Annotated in this window: 19 protein-coding genes; 10 read left to right on the forward strand and 9 right to left on the reverse strand. The window is 71.4% G+C overall.

Annotated elements, in window-relative coordinates; genetic code table 11:
• Positions 1 to 8: 8 nt before the first annotated feature.
• Positions 9 to 1181 (reverse strand): histidine kinase, encoded by a 1173-nt coding sequence (locus tag AB0L91_RS22735; RefSeq protein WP_365012925.1) that lies wholly within the window; start codon positions 1179 to 1181, stop codon positions 9 to 11.
• Between the two features lie 72 nt (positions 1182 to 1253).
• On the opposite strand from AB0L91_RS22735, the gene AB0L91_RS22740 reads away from it, so the two are divergent.
• The gene (locus AB0L91_RS22740) at positions 1254 to 2021 is read left to right on the forward strand and encodes a TSUP family transporter (protein WP_365012928.1); all 768 of its coding nucleotides are present in this window, start codon (positions 1254 to 1256) and stop codon (positions 2019 to 2021) included.
• Here the strand turns inward: AB0L91_RS22740 and AB0L91_RS22745 are convergent.
• Positions 2018 to 2611 (reverse strand): helix-turn-helix domain-containing protein, encoded by a 594-nt coding sequence (locus AB0L91_RS22745; protein WP_365012929.1) that lies wholly within the window; start codon positions 2609 to 2611, stop codon positions 2018 to 2020. The genes AB0L91_RS22740 and AB0L91_RS22745 overlap by 4 nt on opposite strands.
• A 199-nt stretch (positions 2612 to 2810) precedes the next feature.
• On the opposite strand from AB0L91_RS22745, the gene AB0L91_RS22750 reads away from it, so the two are divergent.
• Positions 2811 to 4340 (forward strand): TldD/PmbA family protein, encoded by a 1530-nt coding sequence (locus AB0L91_RS22750; RefSeq protein ID WP_355280240.1) that lies wholly within the window; start codon positions 2811 to 2813, stop codon positions 4338 to 4340.
• An 11-nt stretch (positions 4341 to 4351) separates the two neighbouring features.
• On the forward strand, positions 4352 to 5731 hold the full coding sequence (locus AB0L91_RS22755; RefSeq protein WP_355280434.1) for a TldD/PmbA family protein: 1380 nt from the start codon (positions 4352 to 4354) through the stop codon (positions 5729 to 5731).
• Between the two features lie 44 nt (positions 5732 to 5775).
• On the opposite strand, the gene AB0L91_RS22760 is transcribed toward AB0L91_RS22755, so the two are convergent.
• On the reverse strand, positions 5776 to 7065 hold the full coding sequence (locus AB0L91_RS22760) for an acetyl-CoA C-acyltransferase (RefSeq protein WP_365012933.1): 1290 nt from the start codon (positions 7063 to 7065) through the stop codon (positions 5776 to 5778).
• 76 nt (positions 7066 to 7141) lie between these two features.
• Entirely contained in the window at positions 7142 to 7522 is a 381-nt protein-coding gene (locus tag AB0L91_RS22765; RefSeq protein ID WP_357350295.1) for a PPOX class F420-dependent oxidoreductase, read from the reverse strand.
• A 157-nt stretch (positions 7523 to 7679) separates the two neighbouring features.
• Between AB0L91_RS22765 and AB0L91_RS22770 the strand changes: the two genes are divergently transcribed.
• The 4 genes from AB0L91_RS22770 (at position 7680) to AB0L91_RS22785 (ending at position 11907) form a co-directional block, all read left to right on the forward strand.
• Positions 7680 to 8879 (forward strand): glycosyltransferase, encoded by a 1200-nt coding sequence (locus AB0L91_RS22770; protein WP_365012936.1) that lies wholly within the window; start codon positions 7680 to 7682, stop codon positions 8877 to 8879.
• 40 nt (positions 8880 to 8919) lie between these two features.
• Complete coding sequence (locus AB0L91_RS22775; protein ID WP_365012939.1) at positions 8920 to 9645, forward strand: glyoxalase; 726 nt, start codon at positions 8920 to 8922, stop codon at positions 9643 to 9645.
• A 40-nt stretch (positions 9646 to 9685) separates the two neighbouring features.
• Positions 9686 to 10663, forward strand: a complete 978-nt coding sequence (locus tag AB0L91_RS22780; protein ID WP_365012940.1) for a hypothetical protein — start codon at positions 9686 to 9688, stop codon at positions 10661 to 10663.
• Between the two features lie 470 nt (positions 10664 to 11133).
• Positions 11134 to 11907 carry a 2-phosphosulfolactate phosphatase gene (locus tag AB0L91_RS22785; protein ID WP_365012943.1) on the forward strand — a complete coding sequence of 258 codons (774 nt, stop codon included), beginning with the start codon at positions 11134 to 11136 and terminating at the stop codon, positions 11905 to 11907.
• Between the two features lie 330 nt (positions 11908 to 12237).
• On the opposite strand, the gene AB0L91_RS22790 is transcribed toward AB0L91_RS22785, so the two are convergent.
• Positions 12238 to 12762 (reverse strand): hypothetical protein, encoded by a 525-nt coding sequence (locus AB0L91_RS22790; RefSeq protein WP_357350307.1) that lies wholly within the window; start codon positions 12760 to 12762, stop codon positions 12238 to 12240.
• A 213-nt stretch (positions 12763 to 12975) separates the two neighbouring features.
• Between AB0L91_RS22790 and AB0L91_RS22795 the strand changes: the two genes are divergently transcribed.
• From AB0L91_RS22795 to AB0L91_RS22805, 3 genes are all read left to right on the forward strand, one after another.
• Positions 12976 to 13578 carry a TetR/AcrR family transcriptional regulator gene (locus AB0L91_RS22795; protein ID WP_357350309.1) on the forward strand — a complete coding sequence of 201 codons (603 nt, stop codon included), beginning with the start codon at positions 12976 to 12978 and terminating at the stop codon, positions 13576 to 13578.
• Between the two features lie 136 nt (positions 13579 to 13714).
• Complete coding sequence (locus tag AB0L91_RS22800; RefSeq protein WP_357350311.1) at positions 13715 to 15346, forward strand: MFS transporter; 1632 nt, start codon at positions 13715 to 13717, stop codon at positions 15344 to 15346.
• A 90-nt stretch (positions 15347 to 15436) separates the two neighbouring features.
• Positions 15437 to 15700 carry a helix-turn-helix transcriptional regulator gene (locus tag AB0L91_RS22805; RefSeq protein WP_365012947.1) on the forward strand — a complete coding sequence of 88 codons (264 nt, stop codon included), beginning with the start codon at positions 15437 to 15439 and terminating at the stop codon, positions 15698 to 15700.
• A gap of 64 nt (positions 15701 to 15764) precedes the next feature.
• Here AB0L91_RS22805 and map read toward each other — a convergent pair whose 3' ends face one another.
• The 4 genes from map to AB0L91_RS22825 all read right to left on the reverse strand — a co-directional run bounded on the left by map (position 15765) and on the right by AB0L91_RS22825 (position 18577).
• Positions 15765 to 16532 carry a type I methionyl aminopeptidase gene (map, locus tag AB0L91_RS22810; RefSeq protein ID WP_365012949.1) on the reverse strand — a complete coding sequence of 256 codons (768 nt, stop codon included), beginning with the start codon at positions 16530 to 16532 and terminating at the stop codon, positions 15765 to 15767.
• A 70-nt stretch (positions 16533 to 16602) separates the two neighbouring features.
• Positions 16603 to 17412, reverse strand: coding sequence for a mycofactocin-coupled SDR family oxidoreductase (locus AB0L91_RS22815; protein WP_365012951.1), 810 nt, complete (start codon positions 17410 to 17412; stop codon positions 16603 to 16605).
• A 68-nt stretch (positions 17413 to 17480) separates the two neighbouring features.
• The gene (locus AB0L91_RS22820) at positions 17481 to 17972 is read right to left on the reverse strand and encodes a nuclear transport factor 2 family protein (RefSeq protein WP_357350319.1); all 492 of its coding nucleotides are present in this window, start codon (positions 17970 to 17972) and stop codon (positions 17481 to 17483) included.
• Positions 17973 to 17992: 20 nt separating this feature from the next.
• Positions 17993 to 18577 carry a hypothetical protein gene (locus AB0L91_RS22825; RefSeq protein WP_357350321.1) on the reverse strand — a complete coding sequence of 195 codons (585 nt, stop codon included), beginning with the start codon at positions 18575 to 18577 and terminating at the stop codon, positions 17993 to 17995.
• Positions 18578 to 18707: the final 130 nt, after the last annotated feature.

The following is an 18707-nucleotide window of genomic DNA, read 5'->3' on the forward strand; positions in this document are numbered from 1 at the left end:
CGGGCGGATCAGTCGCCTTCGGCGCGCAGCGGGAGGGTGGCAAGGACCCGCCAGCGGCCATCGGCGGTCCGGCCCGCGGACAGGGTGCCGCCGAGGACAGCGACCCGTTCGCGCATACCGACCAGGCCCATGCCCGCGCCGGGGATCTCGGTGGTGGGCGGCCGCTCGGGCAGGCCGCCGCTGTCGGTCACCTCGACCAGGACGTCGTCCTCGCGGCGGTGCACGCGCACGGTCGCCTTCGGGCTCGCGCCGGCGTGGCGCAGGGTGTTGGTCAGCGATTCCTGGACGATGCGGTGCACCCCGAGGCTGACCTCGGGCGTGATGTCGTCGAGTTCCCCGGTCAGTTCGAGGTCGACGGCCACACCGGCGTCGCGCATCAGCTCGGCCACGGTCGCGATACCCGCGCTGCCGTGCTGGGGCAGCAGTTCCGGCGCGTGCTCGGTGCGCAGCAGTGCCACGGTGCGGCGCAGTTCGCGCAGCGCCTCCCGGCCGGTGCCCGCGATGGTCGCGAGCGCGCGTTCGGCGGTGTCGGGGTCGTGGCGCAGGGCGTACTTGGCGCCGTCGGCCTGCACGATGATGACGCTGACCGCGTGCGCGACCACATCGTGCAGTTCGCGGGCGATGCGGGTGCGTTCGGCGGCCACGGCCTCGTGGGCCCGGCGTTCCTTGTCGTAGTCAGCGACCGCGAGCCGCGCCGCGACCTCGGCGTCGTAGGCGTGGCGGGCGCCGTTGAACTCGGCCAGCGTCCAGCACAGCGCGTAGATCACGCCGACCAGCGCCAGATCGCCGCCCGCTGGTTCGCTCAGCACCAGCATCGACAGCGTCAGATCGATCGCCAGGCAGCCCAGGTAGATCAGACCGTCCCGCCTGCCGACATAGGCGACGAGGGTGTAGAGCATCACGCCGAGCCCGATCAGGGCGACGTGACCGGAGGTGTCGTCGCCCACCAGATACCCGACCAGCGTGCACAGCACCGAGAGCACGAACAGCACCGCGGCCACCGCCCGCGGATAGATCCGGCGCAGGATCAACGGCAGCGGCAGGATCAGGGAGAAGACCAGGTAGGAGGCCTTGTGGTGTTCGTCGCCGACGCCGAGCGCGTCGAGCACCATCAGGAACAGCGCGAGGACGGAATCGGCGACGACGGGTCGGCCGCGGAGCCACAAGCTGAACCGGCGCACCGGCCCAGCCTAGTCGCCGGGCGCGGCCGGACCCGGTTGGCTTTCCGGGCGCGATCTTGATTGCCTGGTCCGGTGCAACTAGCAGACTGGACGGTCCTACTGGTGGCCGCGGCCGCGGCGGGGTGGGTCGACGCGGTGGTCGGCGGCGGCGGCCTGATCATCCTGCCGACGCTGTTCCTGGTCGCTCCGGGCATCGCCCCGCAGACGGCGCTGGGCACCAACAAGCTGGCCGCGTTCGCGGGCACCTCGACCGCGGTGATCACCTTCGCGCGCCGGGTGCCGATGCAGTGGAAGGTGCTGATTCCGGGCGCCGTGATCGCCGCGATCACCGCGGCCTGTGGCGCGGCGGCGGTCTCGCTGATCGACCGCGACCTGTTCATTCCGCTGGTCATGGTGGTGCTGGTCGGCGTCGCGCTGTTCGTCACGCTGCGGCCATCCATCGGCATGACCATGGCCACCCATCCGCCGACCCGGCGCAAGGTGATCCTGGTGGTGGCGCTGGCCGCCGGTCTGATCGGCCTCTACGACGGCCTGCTCGGGCCGGGCACCGGCACGTTCTTGATCATCACCTTCGCGACGCTGCTCGGCACCGAGTTCGTGCGGGCCGCGGCCATGGCGAAGGTGATCAACTGCGGCTCGAATCTGGGCGCGCTGCTGTACCTCGGCGCGACCGGGCACATCCTGTGGGGCCTCGGCGCGGGCATGGCGGTCGCGAATGTGGCGGGCGCGCTGGTCGGTTCGCGGATGGCGCTGGCCAAGGGCGCGGGGTTCGTGCGGATCGTGCTGCTGGTGGTGGTCGTGGTGATGGTGATCCGGCTGGGCTGGCAGCAGTTCGGCTAGCGCACCGGTTCGACCGGGGCCGAGGCGGCCAGCCACGGCTGCAGCACCCGCGAGGTGGTCTCGTGGATCTTGCGGTGTAGTCGCTCGCCGTCGTCGATGCCGTGCTGGGGCTGCTGGAACAGCACCGTCAGCGCGCCCGAGACGGCGCCGACGACCGCGCCGACCAGCGCGGCGGCGCCGACCTCGTCGAGTTCGTGGGGGAACGCGCTGTGCAGCTGCCGGGCGATCTCGCGCTGGGCGACGAGCTGGGCGTGCGCGGCCCGGCCGCTCACCGCGGGCACCGTCCGCGAGACCCGCGCGCGCAGCGCCGCCACCCGGGAGTTCAGATCGTCGACGAGATGCTCACCGGGGTTGTCGCCTGCCGCGCGCAGCGCGCGCAGCAGCACCTCCACCGGCCGCTCCCCCGGCCGCCGGGTGGCGATGGCCGCGACGGCGGCGCGCACCCGTTCGTCGGGTTCGGGGAAGAGCAGTTCTTCCTTGCTCGCGAAGTAGTTGAAGAAGGTCCGCGTGCCGACCTCGGCCTCGGCCGCGATCTCGGCCACGGTCGTTTCCTCATAGCCTCTGGCCTCGAACAATCCGACGGCGGCCACGAGGATCGCACGACGGGTTCGTTCCCTTTTTCGATCGCGGAGGGCGGATGGCGGCACGGCGGGCACCCTACGGCATCGGGGCCCACCGCCGCGGGAGGACCGGGGTCAGCGCGTCACGGTTGTGACTGCCGGAACCGGGTTTTCGCGGAATGCCGGGCACGGCTCCCGCGTGTCGGTCCCACCGGCTAGCGTAGGCCGGGTGACTACCGCGACTTCCGGAGAAGTGGACGAGGAGTTCCGCGCACTCGGCTTGCGCGCGCTGGCCGAGGCCGCCCTGTCGGCGGCGCGGGCGGCCGGGGCCGAGCACGCCGATCTGCGGGTGCAGCGGCTGGTGACCCAGTCGATCCGCTTGCGCGACGGGCGGGTCGAGGCCGTCACCGACTCGACCGAGCTCGGCCTGGCCGTGCGCGTGATCGTCGACGGCACCTGGGGTTTCGCCTCGCACGCCGCACTCACCCCCGACACCGCCGCCGAGGTGGCCCGGCGCGCGGTCACCGTCGCGACCGCCCTGCGCTCGCTCAATCGGGAGCGTGTCGAGCTCGCCGACGAGCCGCGCTACGCGGACGTGTCCTGGGTGTCGGCCTACGACCTCGACCCGTTCGCGGTGCCGACCGCCGACAAAGTGGCGCTGCTGCAGGACTATTCGGAGCGGCTCTCGGCCGCCGACGGCGTCGACCACGTGACCGCGTCGGTGCTGCAGGTCAAGGAGCAGGTCTTCTACGCCGACACGGCCGGGTCGGCGATCACCCAGCAGCGGGTGCGGCTGCATCCGCAGCTCGAGGCGATCACCGTCGACGCGGCCTCCGGGGTCTTCGAAACCATGCGCACCCTGGCCGCGCCCGCGGGCCGCGGCTGGGAGTACGTCACCGGCGCCGACGGAACCTGGGACTGGGCGGGCGAACTCGCGCGGATCCCGGAGTGGCTGGCCGAGAAGGTGAAGGCGCCCAGCGTCGTCGCGGGCCCGACCGACCTGGTGATCGACCCGACCAATCTGTGGCTGACCATCCACGAGTCCATCGGCCACGCCACCGAGTACGACCGGGCGATCGGCTACGAATCCGCCTACGCGGGTACCTCGTTCGCCACCCCCGACAAGCTGGGCACGCTGCGCTACGGCACGCCGATCATGCACGTCACCGGGGACCGCACCCAGGTCAACGGGCTGGCCACGGTCGGCTACGACGACGAGGGCGTGGCGGGCCAGCGGTGGGATCTGGTGCGCGACGGCGTGCTGGTCGGCTACCAGCTCGACCGGGTGTTCGCCCCGCGCCTCGGGCTGGCGCGGTCCAACGGCTGCTCCTACGCCGATTCACCGCATCACGTCCCGATCCAGCGGATGGCGAACGTGTCGCTACAACCGGACCCGGAACGCGACACCACGACCGCCGAGCTGATCTCGCGGGTCTCCGACGGCATCTACATCGTCGGCGACAAGTCGTGGTCGATCGACATGCAGCGCTACAACTTCCAGTTCACCGGTCAGCGGTTCTTCCGGATCCGCAACGGGGAGCTGGCCGGTCAGCTGCGCGATGTGGCCTACCAGGCCACCACCACCGACTTCTGGGGTGCGATGGAAGCGGTCGGCGGACCGAGCACCTGGCAGCTCGGCGGCGCGTTCAACTGCGGCAAGGCCCAGCCCGGTCAGGTGGCGGCGGTGAGCCACGGCTGCCCGTCGGTGCTGGTGCGCGGGGTCAACATTCTCAATACCCGGACGGAGGGCGGCCAGTGAGCGCATCGGGTGTGTTCCCCGCGGGCGCGGTGGTCGAGCGCGCGCTGGCGGCGTCGAAGGCCGACGAGGCGATCGTGATCGTCACCGACGCGCACGAGGCGTCGCTGCGCTGGGCGGGCAATTCGATGACCACCAACGGGTCGTCGGTGTCGCGGGACTGGGCGGTGATCTCGGTGTTCCGGGACGGCCCCAACGCCGCCCGCGTCGGCAGCATCAGCTCCACCAGCGTGGACCCGGCCGAGATCGAGGCCGTGGTGCGCGCCAGTGAGGAGGCCGCCCGCACGGCGACCCCGGCGCGCGACGCGATGCCGCTGCTCGAACCCACCGTCGACGACACCGCCACCTGGGATCACGCGCCCGGTGCCACCGAGATCGACGTGTTCGCCGGCCTGGCCCGCGATCTGTCGACCGGGTTCGACGGCACCGACCGGCTCTACGGTTTCGCCCATCACCAGCTGCACACCACCTGGCTGGGCACCTCCACCGGGATCCGCCGCCGCTTCAGCCAGCCCACCGGGTCGGTCGAGATCAACGGAAAGCGGGGCGAGGGCGCCGATCTCGCCAGCGCCTGGGTGGGTGTCGGCACCGCCGACTTCACCGACGTCGACACCCCGGGCCTGCTGGCCGAGCTGTCCCGGCGGCTGGACTGGTCGGCCACCCGCGTCGACCTGCCCGCGGGCCGCTACGAGACGCTGCTGCCGCCCTCGGCGGTGGCCGACCTGATGATCTACCTGGCCTGGACCATGGAGGGCCGTGGCGCGCACGAGGGCCACACCGCCTTCTCCCGCGCGGGCGGCACCCGGATCGGGGAGCGGCTCAGCGACATTCCGCTGACCCTCTACTCCGACCCGAACGCGAGCGGTCTGGAATACCGGCCGTTCGTGGCGACGCCGTCGTCGTCGGAGTCGCTGTCGGTGTTCGACAACGGCCTGCCCGCCCAGCGCGTCGACTGGATCGGCGCCGGCGTCATCGAATCGCTGGTCTACCCGCGCGCCACCGCCGCCGAATTCTCCGCTCCCGCCACGGTTCCCGGCGAGAACCTGCTGCTCACCGGCGGCTCCGACGCGTCACTGGACGACATGATCGCCCGCACCGAACGCGGCCTGCTGCTGACCTGCCTCTGGTACATCCGCGAGGTCGACCCGGCCACCCTGTTGCTCACCGGCCTCACCCGCGACGGCGTCTACCTCGTCGAGGACGGCCGGGTCACCGCCGCCGTCAACAACTTCCGCTTCAACGAGAGCCCCCTCGATCTCCTGCGCCGCATCAGCGAAGCCGGCGCCACCGAGATCACCCTGCCCCGCGAATGGAAGGACTGGTTCACCCGCACCGCCATGCCCCCGTTGCGCATCCCCGACTTCCACATGTCGTCGGTGAGCCAGGCGACGTAGCCGTCCGGGCAGGTGACCCGGTGTGGATCACCTGCCCGTCGTGCTCACACGGCTTCGAGGACGGCGGAGGCGCCGATGCCGCCGGCGGCGCAGATGCCGAGCAGGGCGGTCTGTTTGCCGGTGCGGGCCAGTTCGTTGGCCATGGTGGTGACCATCCGGGCGCCGGTGGCGCCGAAGGGGTGGCCCAGCGAGATCGAGCCGCCGTGGACGTTGAGTGTGTCGATGTCCACGGTGCCGACTGGCTCGTCGCGGTCCAGGCGGGACTTGGCCCAGTCGGGGCTTTCCAGCATGCGCAGGACCGAGAGGGTCTGGGCGGCGAAGGCCTCGTGGATGTCGACGAGGTCGATGTCGGCCAGCGTCATGCCCGCCTTGTCGAGGGCCCGCGGCATGGAGATCGCCGGGCCGATGAGGACCTGATCGGCGGGGTCGACGCTCACGAAACTCCACGAGCGCACGGCCGCGAGCGGGGTGAAGCCGAGGGCACGGGCCTTCTCCTCGCTCATGAGCAGCACTGCCGACGCGCCGTCGGTGAGCGGGCTGGCATTGCCCGCGGTGACCGTGCCGCCCTCGGCGAACACCGGCCGCAGGGTGGCGAGTTTGTCGACGCTGGTGTTCGCCCGGACCAGGCCGTCGGTGTCGACGCGCTTGCCCGACGGGGTGGTCACCGGAACCACTTCGTCGTCGAAGCGACCCGAGGCGATGGCGGCCGCGGCGCGGTGGTGCGAGCGGGCGGCGAACTCGTCCTGGTCGGCGCGGGAGATGCCGTTGATCCTGGCCATCTTCTCGGCGGACTCGCCCATCACCTCGCCGGTGGTGCGCTCGGAGATCTTGGGCTGACGCGGCAGGACATCGGTGAACGGCGCGAGCTGACGGACCACGTCGAGGTAGTCCTTCGGCTTCGGCTTGCCCAGCGCCACCGGCGCGACGGCGTGCACGACCTTCTGCGGGAGTTTGATCTCGGCGTTGCTGGTGGAGTCGCTGCCACCGGCGATCATGATGTCGTACTCACCGCGTTCGATGGCCGCGGCCGCCGAGGTGACCGCCTGCAGACCGGACGCGCACGCCCTGGTCACCGTGTAGCCCTCGCACCCGAAGTCCAGCTTCAGGTCGAGGGCCACTTCGCGGGCGATGTTCGGCGCGTGACTCGGCAGGATGACGCCACCCCACACGATCGACTGGATCTCGCCCGGCGCGATCCCGGTGCGTTCGATCAGCCCGCGGACGGCGGCGCCGGCCAGGGCGATGCTGTCGAGGCGGGTGAAATCGGTGAACGCGCGCACGAACGGCGTGCGCGCGCCCGCGACGACGACGGCGCGGGTGCGTTTCTCGGCCATGTGAGTCCCTTCGGAGGTTCCGCTGAGCCCACGTTATCCGATACCCCGGGTACTGGGTACTGCTTCGGGTGATCCGTCAGGCGGGGGTGATCTCGATGCCGATGGTGCCCGCCTTGCCCCGGCGCAGGTTGCTGCCGAGGATCACCAGCGGGCCGGTCAGCCAGTACTTGCGACGCAGCCAGGAGCGGACCTGTTCGGTCTCGGTGGCGTCGAGGAGGCGGGCGGTGCCGGTGACGACGGCGCCGTGCGCCTTCCCGCGCGCGTCACAGGGCTGCAGCGTCACCTCGGGATTGCGGCGGATCCGCTTCACCTTCCAGCTGTCGGTCACGGTCCACACGAACAGCTTGTCGTCGCGGGCGACGGCCCACACGGCGGTACCCACCGGGGTGCCGTCTTTGCGGAAGGTGGTGAGGAGGACGAAGTTCGCGGTCTGCAGCTCACCGAGACGGTTGGTCATGCTCGCAGCCTAATGCCCTCCGGCGCGTGCGGCAGCGGCCGCCGATCACGCTTCCCCTTTCATTGTCTACCGGCGAACGGGGCTTGCCGCAAGGGCGGGGCGGGGGTGCAGAATCGCTGTTCGCGCGCCCAGATCCGGGCGCAGGACGGGGTGTGACATGCGGGTTCTCTTGTCGACGATCGGGTCACGCGGGGAGGCGCAGCCGATGTTCGCGCTCGCGGTGCGGCTGCGCGCGCTGGGGCACGAGGCCGTGCTGTGCGCGCCGCCCGATTTCGCCGACCGGGCGCGGGAATTGGGTGTCGAATACGTCCCGGTGGGGCCGGAGGTGCGCGGCACGGCCAAGCCCCACGGGGTGCCGACGCCGGAGCAGCGGCAACGGATGGTCGAGGACACGGTGGCGGCCCAGTTCGCGGCGGTCGGTGCGGCGTCGGCGGGCTGCGGCGCGGTGGTCGGCGGGGGCGGGTTGGCGATCGCCGCGCGTTCGATCGCGGAGTCGCTGGCGGTGCCGTACGTGTACGCGGCGTTCGCCCCGATGACACTGCCGTCACCGCGGCTGGCGCCGCCGGTGTTCGGCGCGGCCCCCACCGGCGACATCGCCGCCCGCTGGGAACAGGATCGGCAGCTGTGGAACGGTGTCTGGCGGGCGCCGTTGAACGCCGCCCGCGCCCGCCTCGGACTCCCCGACGTCGACGACGTGCGCGCGCACCTGTTCACCGAGCGACCGTGGCTGGCCGCCGACCCACTCCTGGCGCCCTGGCCAGGGGCACCTGATCTGGACGTCGTCCAGACAGGCGCGTGGATGCTCGACGACACCCGCCCGCTCGACCCCGCGCTGGCGGATTTCCTCGAGGCCGGCGATCCCCCGGTCTACGTGGGGTTCGGCAGCGTCCGCGCTCCGGAAGAGGTGGCGCACAGGATGATCGAGGCCGCACGGACGCTCGGCCGTCGCGTCGTCGTCGGCCGGGGCTGGGCGGATCTGCTGCCCCGCGACGACGGCCCGGATTGCCACACGGTCGGCGAGGTCGCACATCAGGCGCTGTTCCCGCGCGTAGCCGCGGTGGTCCACCACGGTGGCGCGGGCACGACCCACGCGGCGGCACGGGCCGGTGTACCGCAGGTCGTCGTGCCGCAGATGTTCGACCAGTTCTATTACGCCGGGCGGGTCGCCGAGCTGGGCATCGGCACCGCATCGACCGCCACCGACGACCCGCACGCGGCACTGGAGGGCGCGCTCGACGCCGCGACCACGGCCCGCACGGTCGGCGAGCGGATCGTCGGCGACGGTGCCGCGGTCGCCGCCGACCGGCTGCTGAGCTCGCCCGACGAGTTATGGGCGGTTTCGCGAAAGTCTTCCTAACCTCAGATCCGACCGACCCGCGTTCTCCGGAAGGACACCGATGACCGATACCGCCGTGCCGCTGCTGTGGAGTGGCGAGCTGCCGACCACGCTGGCCTTCTACCAGGCACTCGGCTACACCGTCACCTACGAGCAGACCAGGCCCTATGTCTACGGCGCGGTCGAAGGGCACGGGTGCGCACTGCATTTCGCGACCGCGCCGCCCGGGGTCACGCTGCCCACCGAGCATGTGGGCGCGCTGGTGATGGTCGACGACGTCGCCGCCCGCCACGCCGAGTTCACCGCGGCCCTGCGCGCCGTGTACGGCCGGATCCCCGCCAAGGGATTGCCGCGGATCACCCGGTTCCGGCCGGGGCAGTCCCGGTTCTCCCTCGTGGATCCGGTCGGCAACACCCTGCTGGTGATCCAGCGCGACGAGCCGATGGAGCTCGAATACGGCGGCTCCCGTGCGCTGACCGGGCTGGCCAGAGTCCTCGACAATGCCCGCATCCTGCGCGATTTCAAGAACGACGACAAGGCGGCGGCCCGCGTCCTGGAAACCGGGCTGCGACGATTCGCCACGACCGCGTCGGCCCCCGACCGGGCCCGCGCCTACGCCGCGCTGGCCGAAATCGCTGTCGCGACCGAGGATTCCGAACGGCTCGCCCGCTGGCGGGCCGAGCTCGACGCCGTCGAGCTGACCGCCGCGGAGCACGCCGCCCTGTCCGCCGACACCGCTGCCTCCGACCTGCTCGCCACCTGGCTGACCACCACCGCACCCGGCTGACCCGGTGCGGCGCGGCCGGGCGGCGGTCTAGGCTTCGGCCATGGATCGACGCTCCGGCACGCGCTACATCCGCTGTCTCGCAACGACACTCGCGGCGGCGGTGATCACCGGGCTCGGGCCGGTGGCGGCGGCGCGGGCCGAGGCGGGATGCGGCGGCGGGTGGCAGGCCGAGGTGCTGGCCGCCGACCTCGGTGGCCTGGAGAACCTGGAATACGACGGCGCGGGAGGCTTCTACGTCTCCGGCATCGTGCGCGGCGAGCTGCGGCACGTCGCCGCCGACGGCCGGGTCACCACGCTGCTCACCGGGCTCGACAATCCCGCCGGGCTGCGCCGCTCCGGCGCCGACCTCTACTTCCTCACCGGCGACGGCACCACTCCCGACGGTGGTGGCACGCTCCGGCGGCTGCACCTGCCGAGCGGCGAGGTCACCGTGCTGCTGCCCGATCTGGTGCAGCCCAACGGCCTGCTCCTGCTCCCCGACGGCGACCTGCTGCTGACCCAGCTGTCGATTCCGTGGCCACCGGTCGGCATCAGCCGCTACCGTCCCGCCACCGGCGAATTCACGCTCGGCTGGTCGCCGGTGCCCCGCCCCAACGGCCTCGCCCTCACCGCCGACCACCGGGCCGTCCTCACCGAGGACGTGGCCACCTCCCAGATCCTGCGCGTCCCCCTCGACGCCCCCGACCACCCCACCCCGGTCGCCGCGATCCCCGACGGCCTGTTCCCCGGACTGGACGATCTCGACACCGCCGCGAGCGGACTGGCCTTCGTCGCGGGCGACTACTCCGGCAGCGTCTACCAGGTCGACACCGCGACCGGCCGCTGGTGCACCCTCGCCACCGGCTGGACCACCCCGCCGACCGGACCACTGCCCGCCCGACCCCCGATCGGCCCCACCTCCGCCCGCCTCGCCCCCGACGGTCCCACCTGGTCCCTCTACGTCACCAGCATCGACGGCACCCTCCGCCGCCTGCGCCCACCCACCGACCTCGACCTGACCCCGGCATTCCTCCGCTGACTCAGCCCGGTCCCGCACCGCCGCGCAGTCCGCTCCGGTGCTCCGGTGCTCCGGTGCTCCGGTGCTCCGGTGCTCCGGTGCTCCGGTGCTCCGGTGCTCCGGTGCTCCGGTGCTCCGGTGCTCCGGACCACGATGCTCCCTCCCGGCTCTCCTCACAACCGGAGTGACGCCGTGCCGCCCACCGCCGTCGTGCGAGCTGAATCGCGCTCCACGCCGAGCACATCCGATCGTGGTCGGTCGTGGTCGGTCGATTCGTCGTCGAAGGGTCCGACCGGTTCGTCCTCGTCCCATGGTGATCGCCGCCAGTGAGAATTTCGGCAGCAGGACCCGCCCGATCGAGCAGCTGACCATCCGCGACGGCCTGGTCATGGGTCCCCGAGCGATTGCGCACGGCGCGAGCGGAAGGCTGGAGCCGCGTGGATCCGTATGGTGCACTGGTGGATTCGCTGGTCGAGTCGAGGAGGGGCAGGGTGCGTTCGGCGCCGGAGTGGTCGCGGCAGCGAGGGTTCGGGATCAAGGTGGACTGGGGTAGGGCGGGCGCGGCGGCGATCGGGCCGGGTGCGGCGGCCGTCGTGGTGGTCGACGTGTTGTCGTTCACGACGTCGGTGTCGGTCGCGACCGGCGCGGGGACGGCCGTGTACCCGTATCGGTGGCGGGACGCGTCGGCGCGCGAGTTCGCCGATCGGCACGGGGCGGCGCTGGCGGTCGGGCGACGCGAGGCGGAGGAGGCGCGGCCGTGGTCGCTCTCGCCCGCCGCGATCCGGCGGGCGCCGTTCACCGAGCGGTTGGTGCTGCCGTCGCCGAACGGGTCCGCCATCGCGGCCACCGTGGACGGCGGCACGGTCGTCGCCGGGTGTCTGCGTAACTACAGTGCCGTCGCCGACTGGCTGATCGCCCAGGGGTGGGGCACGCCCGAAGAGCCGATCGCGATCGTCGCCGCGGGCGAACAGTGGCCGGGCAGCGAAGCCCTCCGGCCCGCGCTGGAGGACTGGTTCGGCGCGGGCGCGCTCGCCGCTGCCCTCCTGGACCGGGGCGCCACCGCCGCCTCACCCGAGGCACAGTCGGCGGCAACCACTTTCGCCGCCACGCCCGACGTGCCCGCACTGATCGCCACCAGCGCGTCCGGCCGGGAGCTCGCCGCGATCGGCTTCGCCGACGACGTCGCGATCGCGATCGACCTCGACGCCGACACCACCGTGCCGGTCCTCACCGCCGACGCGTTCACCGACCGCTCCAGCAGCTGAGCGCCGGATGCGGGCGCCCGCCTCCCCTCCGGCACCTCAGCGACGCCGGGCGGCCCGGCGCCCGCCTCTGGGCGGTCGCGTCCCGCGGAATCGCGGCACGCGACGACCCCGGGCAGCGATGCTCGGCACCGCACAGCGGCAGGTGGCCGACCGACCACCCACCGCGCGCCTCCCGGCCACCCCTCGGCACCTCAGCGACGCCGGGTGGCCCGGTGGGCCGCCTACGGGCGGTCGCGTCCCGCGACATCGCGGCACGCGCCGAGCCCGGGCAGCGGTGCTCCACACAGCACAGCGGCGGGTGGCCGACCGACCACCCACCGCGCGCCTCCCCTACTGGTTCGCGCCGATGATGCCGCCGATCACCGCCCCGATCACACAGCCCGGGATGGCGGAGACGACCAGGAAGATCAGCCCGATCAGCGCCCCCACCACACAGCCGATCGCGATACCGGCGACGATATTGCCGGTCTGATCGATCTGCTGCAGCGCCACCGGGTTCAGGGCGGGCGCGCCGACCGGGGTGAGCGTCAGCGTGGTGGCCGCCGCGTCGACCTCGGGGATCACCCGCACCGCGGGCCCGGCGACCGGCTGCACCGTCGTCGGGATGAGGCCGATCCGGCTGCCGTCCGGCGCGAACACGGCGACCGAGGCGTCGGGCGTGAGCTCGAACCTGCCCGCCGCCAGTTCCACCGTCGCCGCGGAACCGTCCTTCGCCACCGCCGCGGTGTACGCGACGGCGCCGTCGACCCCGGCGACCGAGGGGCCGGTGACCGGCGCGCCGTACGCGGTGGCCGCGGCGACACCGGTCGCCGCCACGGTGAGGACACCGGCAGCCAGCAACTGCTTGAACTTCATGGGTTTTCCCTCCGACTTGCCGAGCCCGTCCAACCCCGGTCCCAGCGCGATACCCACTCATGATGCGCCATGGCTATAGTGCATAACACCACTTCCGCGAGATCCGGATAGCGGTGTCTCCCAGCGGAATTCACACCATCTGGGCATACCGACCGGTCGCCCCCGGCACGCCCGCCGACACGCCGACCCGCACCGGACCGATACGCTCGCGGAGTGACTCGGGGACAGCAAGGCGGCCGGGCGGCCCAGGCACAAGCGCGGCGTGCGGCCATCATCGACGCCGCGACCACCCTCATCGCCGAGCGCGGATACCAGGGCACCTCCCTGGCCGCCGTCGCCGACCGCGTCGGCCTCACCCAGGCCGGCGTCCTGCACTACTTCCCCAGCAAGGACGCCCTGCTGACCGGCGTGCTCGAAGCGCGCGACCGCTGGGATTTCGCGGCGTTCGTCGCCCGCCTGGCCGACGCGCGACTGTCCCACCTCGAGCAGATCGTCGAGTACAACGCCGAACGCCCGGATCTGGTCCAGGCGTTCACCGTCCTGGCCGGGGAGTCCATCACCGAGGCGCACCCGGCGCGGGAGTTCTTCACCGAGCGCTACGCCAAGGCCCGCGCCGACTTCGCCGCCCTGCTGAGCACCGAATTCGGCGATCAGCTGCCCGGTGGACTCACCCCCGAACAGGCGGCGCCGCTACTGCTCGCGGTCATGGACGGATTGCAGGTCCAATGGCTGCTGGCCAGGGACGATATCGACCTGACGGCCGCCTATCGGGACTTCGTTTCGCTGCTTTCACCCACTCAGCGGGAGCAAACATAACGTTTACATAACTTCACCAACCTAGCGCTCGGTAGGGTCACATACTCCGAGGCGGAAGTCGTGCGATCTACGTCACACTCGATCGCGCGGCGCTCCACTCCCTCTCGAAGTAATTCCCGAACAAACGGAGCGTGGCATGTCCACCATTCCTGAAGATCCGAAGCTGTCGAGTCCTGTCACGACCGACCCGGACACCAACGACACCGGCCGGCTGGACGGCGCGTCACGGGCCCGCATCTTCACCGTGCTCGCGGTGATCGTGCTGTTCACCGAGATCGCGCCGATGCAGTACACGATCGTGTCGGCGGCGCTGCAGAAGATCGCGCCGACCTTCCCCGGCGTCGGCGCGAACATCAACTGGGCCATCATCGTCTTCGGCCTGATCGGCGCCGCCGCCTCGCCGCTCATCGGCAAGATGAGCGACGTCTGGGGCAAGAAGCGGATGTTCCTCATCTGCGGCGTGCTGTTCATGATCGGCTGCGTGCTCGACGCGACCACGTCGAACTGGGGCATCTTCCTGCTCGGCCGATGCCTGCAGGCCACCGCCATCGCGACGGCGGTCATCGCCTACGGCCTGATCCGGGACCTGATGCCGCGCAAGTACGTTCCGCTCGGCCTCGGCGTCACCGCGACCGGCCTCGGCGTCTCCGCCATCGCCGGACCGCTGCTCGGCGGCTTCCTGGTCGACAACTACAGCTGGCGCGCGATCTTCTGGTGCCTGGCCGCGTTCACCCTGGTGATGCTGCCGCTGGTGTACTTCGTCGTCCCGGAATCCAAGCTGCGCGTGCGGGAACGGATCGACTATGTCGGCGCGCTGCTGCTCGCCGGTGGTGCCGCGCTGATCCTGATCTACCTCGACAAGGGCCACGACTGGGGCTGGGCGAAGCCGACCACGCTGGCCTGGGTGATCACCGGTGTCGTGTTGCTGCTGCTGTTCGTCCTGGTGGAAACCCGGGTGGCACAGCCGATCATGGACATGAAGCTGCTGTTCCACCCGCGCGTCGCGCTGGTGCTGGCCGGGGCGCTGTTCGCCTCGCTGCAGATCGGCGTCGTCTCCTACGCGATCGCCTACATGTCCCAGACGCCCGACGAGGCGACCGTCACCGCGGGCGCACAGCAGGGCATTCTCGCCAAGGTGCAGGCCATGACGGGTCAGCCGCTGCCGCCCGAGGCCGTCCAGGTGACGCTCGATCCGGGCTACACCTACGGCAGCGGGTACACCCTGCTGGAGTTCGCGGTGCGGATCGCCCTGCTGGGCGCGGTGGTCACCATGGTCTGCGGTGCGCTCGCCGGCGTCATCGCGCGACGGATGGGCGCCCGGATCCCGCTGGTCATCGCGCTGGCGATCTTCGTCTGCTCGGCCGCGGCCTTCGCCGTCCTGCCGCATACCAGCACGGTGTTCCTGCTGGTGAACGCGGTGTTCAGCGTCGGCTTCGGGTTCTATTACGCGGCCATGCCGATTCTCATGGTGGAGGCGGTGCCGCAGGAGCAGCAGGGCATCAGCCTGGGCATGCTCGGCGTCATGCAGTCGATGGGTGTCGCCGTCGGCCTGGCCATCGTCACGGCCTTCCTGCACGCCAACGGGATGACCGCGCTGGTCAGCGTGGGTGGCCAGGCGCAGCCCCCGGCCCCGATCCCGGATGTGTTCGGTGATCGCGGATACGAGCTGGGCTTCTGGGTCTGCGGCGCCGCGGCGGCCGTGGCCCTCGTGCTGGCCGTGATCATGCGGCACGGGCGCACGCCCGCCACCGGCGGCACCGCGCACTGAGCCCCGCCGCGGACGGGCCGGTGATCGTCGGCCGATCACCGGCCCGTCCGCGGCTTGCGGTATTTAAATACCCCACCTACCCTCGGAGCCATGGTGCGCCTCCCCCTCAGCCCGGCCCAAGTCGAAGCAGGTCGTCGCCTCGGCCGCTGCCTGCGCACGGCGCGCGGCGACCGAGATCTGGCCGAGGTGGCGCGCGCGGCGGGCATCTCCCCCGAGACCTTGCGCAAGATCGAATCCGGCCGCCTGCCCTCCCCCGCCTTCGGCACCGTCGTCGGCCTGGCCGAGGCGCTGGCGATCCCACTGGCCGACCTCGCCGAGGTCTACCGCACCGAGCAGATCGCCGAATCTGCCTGACCGGCACGGGATCTCCACTCCACCACGCACCATGAGCCTGCCCGGCCACGCAGCATGACGATGCTCAGCCGCGCAGCGTGAGGACACTCGGCCCGTCGGCCGTGACCGCGATCGTGTGCTCACTGTGCGCGCACCGGGAGCCGTCGGCGGAGCGGATCGTCCACCCGTCGGCGTCGGTGACCACCGTCGCGGTGCTCGTCGCGAACCAGGGTTCGATGGCGATCGTGAGCCCGGGACGCAGCCGGAACCCCCGCCCGGCGCGGCCGGTATTGGACACATGTGGGTCCTCGTGCATGGTCCGGCCGATGCCGTGTCCACCGAACTCGGTGTTGACCGGGTAGCCGTACGCGCGGGCGACCGTCGAGATGGCCGCGGAGATGTCGCCGATGTGGTTGCCCGGCTGGGCGGCTGCGATACCGGCCGCGAGGGCCTCCTCGGTGGCCCGCACCAGGCGCTGGTCGGCCGGGGCCGGGGTGCCGACGATGGTGGTCACCGCGGAGTCGGCGGCCCAGCCGTCGATGGTGACGGCCAGATCGGCGGTGAGCACGTCACCGTCACACAGCACGTAGTCGTGTGGAAGCCCGTGCAGCACAGCGTCGTTGACCGCCAGGCAGACGGTGTTGCGGAACGGCCCGCGACCGAACGAGGGCGCGTAATCCCAGTAGCACGACACCGCGCCCCGCTCGCGAATCCGCTCCCGCACATACTCTTCGAGCTCGAGCAGGTTCACCCCGACGGCAGCCTTCGCGTGGACACCGGCCAGCACGTCGGCGACGAACGCACCGGTCACCCGCATCAGCTCGATCTCCGCGGGCGTCTTCAACTCCACCATCACGCCTCCATTGGTATTTTCATACCGACCCTAGCGGCGTCGGTATAAAAATACCAATTCGGCGGTGTGCTCAGCGGTTGAGGTTGCCCATGTCCACCGGGATCTGCGCGCCGGTGACCTGGCCCGCCTCGTCCGAGCACAGCCACGCGACGGCGGCGGCGATATCGGAGGCCTCGGTGATGTAGGTCGGCAGGGCGTTCATGAAGATGGGCGCGAGCGTGGCCGCGTGCTGTTCGAACAGCGGGCCCATCTCCGCCATCTGCATGCCGGTCGCCACCCCCGCCGGATGCACGGTGTTGACCCGGATCTTGTGCTGGCCCAGCTCGTTGGCCATCGTCTTGGCCAATCCGGTGATGGCGTGCTTGGTGGCCACGTAGTGGGCCGTGAACGGGATGCCCTTGAGACCGGCGACCGAGCTGGTGAACACCATCGCGCCACCCTCACCCTGCTCGATCAGGTACGGAATCGCGGCCTTGGCGGTATGGAAGACGCCGGTCAGATTCACATCGACCGTCTCCTGCCACTGCTCTGCGGTGATCTCCCAGGACATCGCCGCCGAACAGATTCCGGCATTGGCGACGACGACGTCGAGCCGGCCGAACTGCTCGATCCCCGCCGCCAGCGCCGCCGACAGGCCCGCGAAATCGCGGACATCGGCCTTGCTCGCGGCGATCTTGCCGTCCGCTGCCTCGACCAGCCGGACGGTCTCGGCCAGGTCGTCCTCGGTGGCGCCCGGATAGCTGGTGCTGGCGAAATCCACGCACGCGTCGATCGCGATGATGTCGGCGCCCTCCTCGGCGAAGCGAACCGCCTCGGCCCGGCCCTGACCGCGGGCCGCCCCGGTGATGAAGACGACCTTGCCCTCGTATCGTCGCGCCATGTCCTACCTCCGAACGTCGATGTGCACTATGAACACCTCACCATCGCGCGCCCCCGCGCGGTGCGGAATCAGAGGTTTTCCACCTGAGCGTCCGCACCCAGTGGACGGGTCAGCGACCACAGCTGGGTGAACGTGCAGCGCGCGATCTTCCAGCGGCCGTCCTCGACCCGGTACTCGTCGGCGTATTCGCCGGTCGCCACGGTCTCGGTGCGCGCCAGCAGGTTCAGCTGCCGGAAGCGCAGCGTCCACCGGCCGCTCGCGGTGGTGTCGTCGTGCACGGTGATGTCGGGATGCACGCCGTGGTGCATGTCGAGCACGACCGGCTTGCCGTCGACCCGGCGCAGCGCGATCGAGGTGAACACCGCGGCCATCCCGTCGGCGTCGTGGGTGCCCAGGCTGCCGTAGTCGAGCTCGGCCCCCGCCGCGAGGAAGCACTCGCGGAAGCCGACCGCGTCCTTGGCGTCACAGGCGCGGAAGTAGCGGTGTTTGAGGGCGATGATCGCCTCGATCGTCTCCAGCCGGGCGATCCGGGCGGCGAGGTCGGGGGCGGTGTCGGTCATGGTGCTCCTGCTCGGCGGGGTCAGTCGCGGGCGAAGGTCGCCCACGCGCGGACGACGACCTCGCCCGCGGCGTCGGTCCCGGACAGGGTGACGTCGACGCGCGCTTCGCCGTCCTGCGTGTAACTCTGCGTGATGTGGCCCGCGCAGGTCATGACTTCGCCCGACGGCAGCGCGCGCACGACCCTGGTGCGGAAGCGCCGGATGTTCTCCGCGCCCAGCCAATCGGTGGCGTAGGTGGCCAGCAGCGCGGTGGCCTGTGGTGAGACCGGTTCGCCCAGTGCGGGTTCGGCGGCGGCCCAGGACTCGGCGACGAGTCCGCCGGTGCGGTCGAAGTAGCGGGTCAGCGACTCGGCGGCGCTGACCGCGGGCGCGCCGGGACTGCCGGCCCGGATCGCGGTCAGCTGGTCGCCCGCGCGCGGCGGCGGGCCGAAGAACCGGTGGTCGGTCTCCGCCCGGCCGCCCGCGGCGCCGAACCCGTCGGCGGGCAGGAAGGTCGGCGGGACCACGGGCCGGTCGGCGAGGCGGTAGGCCGGATTGTGCGAGTGCGCCGCCTCGGCGAACATCCGGATGGCGGCGGTCTCCAGAACCATCGCGACGGTACCCATGGTCATTCCTCTCGTCCGGCGGATGCGGTCACGGTAGGGCGGCCCGCGCGCTTGTGATCGGTTCCTCTCCCGCTGATCGGGACGCCGACGCGGCACGGCGAAAACATGTCCGCTGACCGGGAACCGACCC

It is taken from the genome of Nocardia sp. NPDC051833 (assembly GCF_040681225.1).
Classification (GTDB): domain Bacteria; phylum Actinomycetota; class Actinomycetes; order Mycobacteriales; family Mycobacteriaceae; genus Nocardia.

Bases quoted from the DNA above. Each gene is read 5' to 3' on its own strand.
- AB0L91_RS22760 (WP_365012933.1), bottom strand. From the start codon at position 7,065: ATGGCCGAGAAACGCACCCGCGCCGTCGTCGTCGCGGGCGCGCGCACG.
- AB0L91_RS22765 (WP_357350295.1), bottom strand. From the start codon at position 7,522: ATGACCAACCGTCTCGGTGAGCTGCAGACCGCGAACTTCGTCCTCCTC.
- AB0L91_RS22770 (WP_365012936.1), top strand. From the start codon at position 7,680: ATGCGGGTTCTCTTGTCGACGATCGGGTCACGCGGGGAGGCGCAGCCG.
- AB0L91_RS22775 (WP_365012939.1), top strand. From the start codon at position 8,920: ATGACCGATACCGCCGTGCCGCTGCTGTGGAGTGGCGAGCTGCCGACC.
- AB0L91_RS22780 (WP_365012940.1), top strand. From the start codon at position 9,686: ATGGATCGACGCTCCGGCACGCGCTACATCCGCTGTCTCGCAACGACA.
- AB0L91_RS22790 (WP_357350307.1), bottom strand. From the start codon at position 12,762: ATGAAGTTCAAGCAGTTGCTGGCTGCCGGTGTCCTCACCGTGGCGGCG.
- AB0L91_RS22800 (WP_357350311.1), top strand. From the start codon at position 13,715: ATGTCCACCATTCCTGAAGATCCGAAGCTGTCGAGTCCTGTCACGACC.
- AB0L91_RS22805 (WP_365012947.1), top strand. From the start codon at position 15,437: ATGGTGCGCCTCCCCCTCAGCCCGGCCCAAGTCGAAGCAGGTCGTCGC.
- map (WP_365012949.1), bottom strand. From the start codon at position 16,532: ATGGTGGAGTTGAAGACGCCCGCGGAGATCGAGCTGATGCGGGTGACC.
- AB0L91_RS22815 (WP_365012951.1), bottom strand. From the start codon at position 17,412: ATGGCGCGACGATACGAGGGCAAGGTCGTCTTCATCACCGGGGCGGCC.
- AB0L91_RS22820 (WP_357350319.1), bottom strand. From the start codon at position 17,972: ATGACCGACACCGCCCCCGACCTCGCCGCCCGGATCGCCCGGCTGGAG.
- AB0L91_RS22825 (WP_357350321.1), bottom strand. From the start codon at position 18,577: ATGGGTACCGTCGCGATGGTTCTGGAGACCGCCGCCATCCGGATGTTC.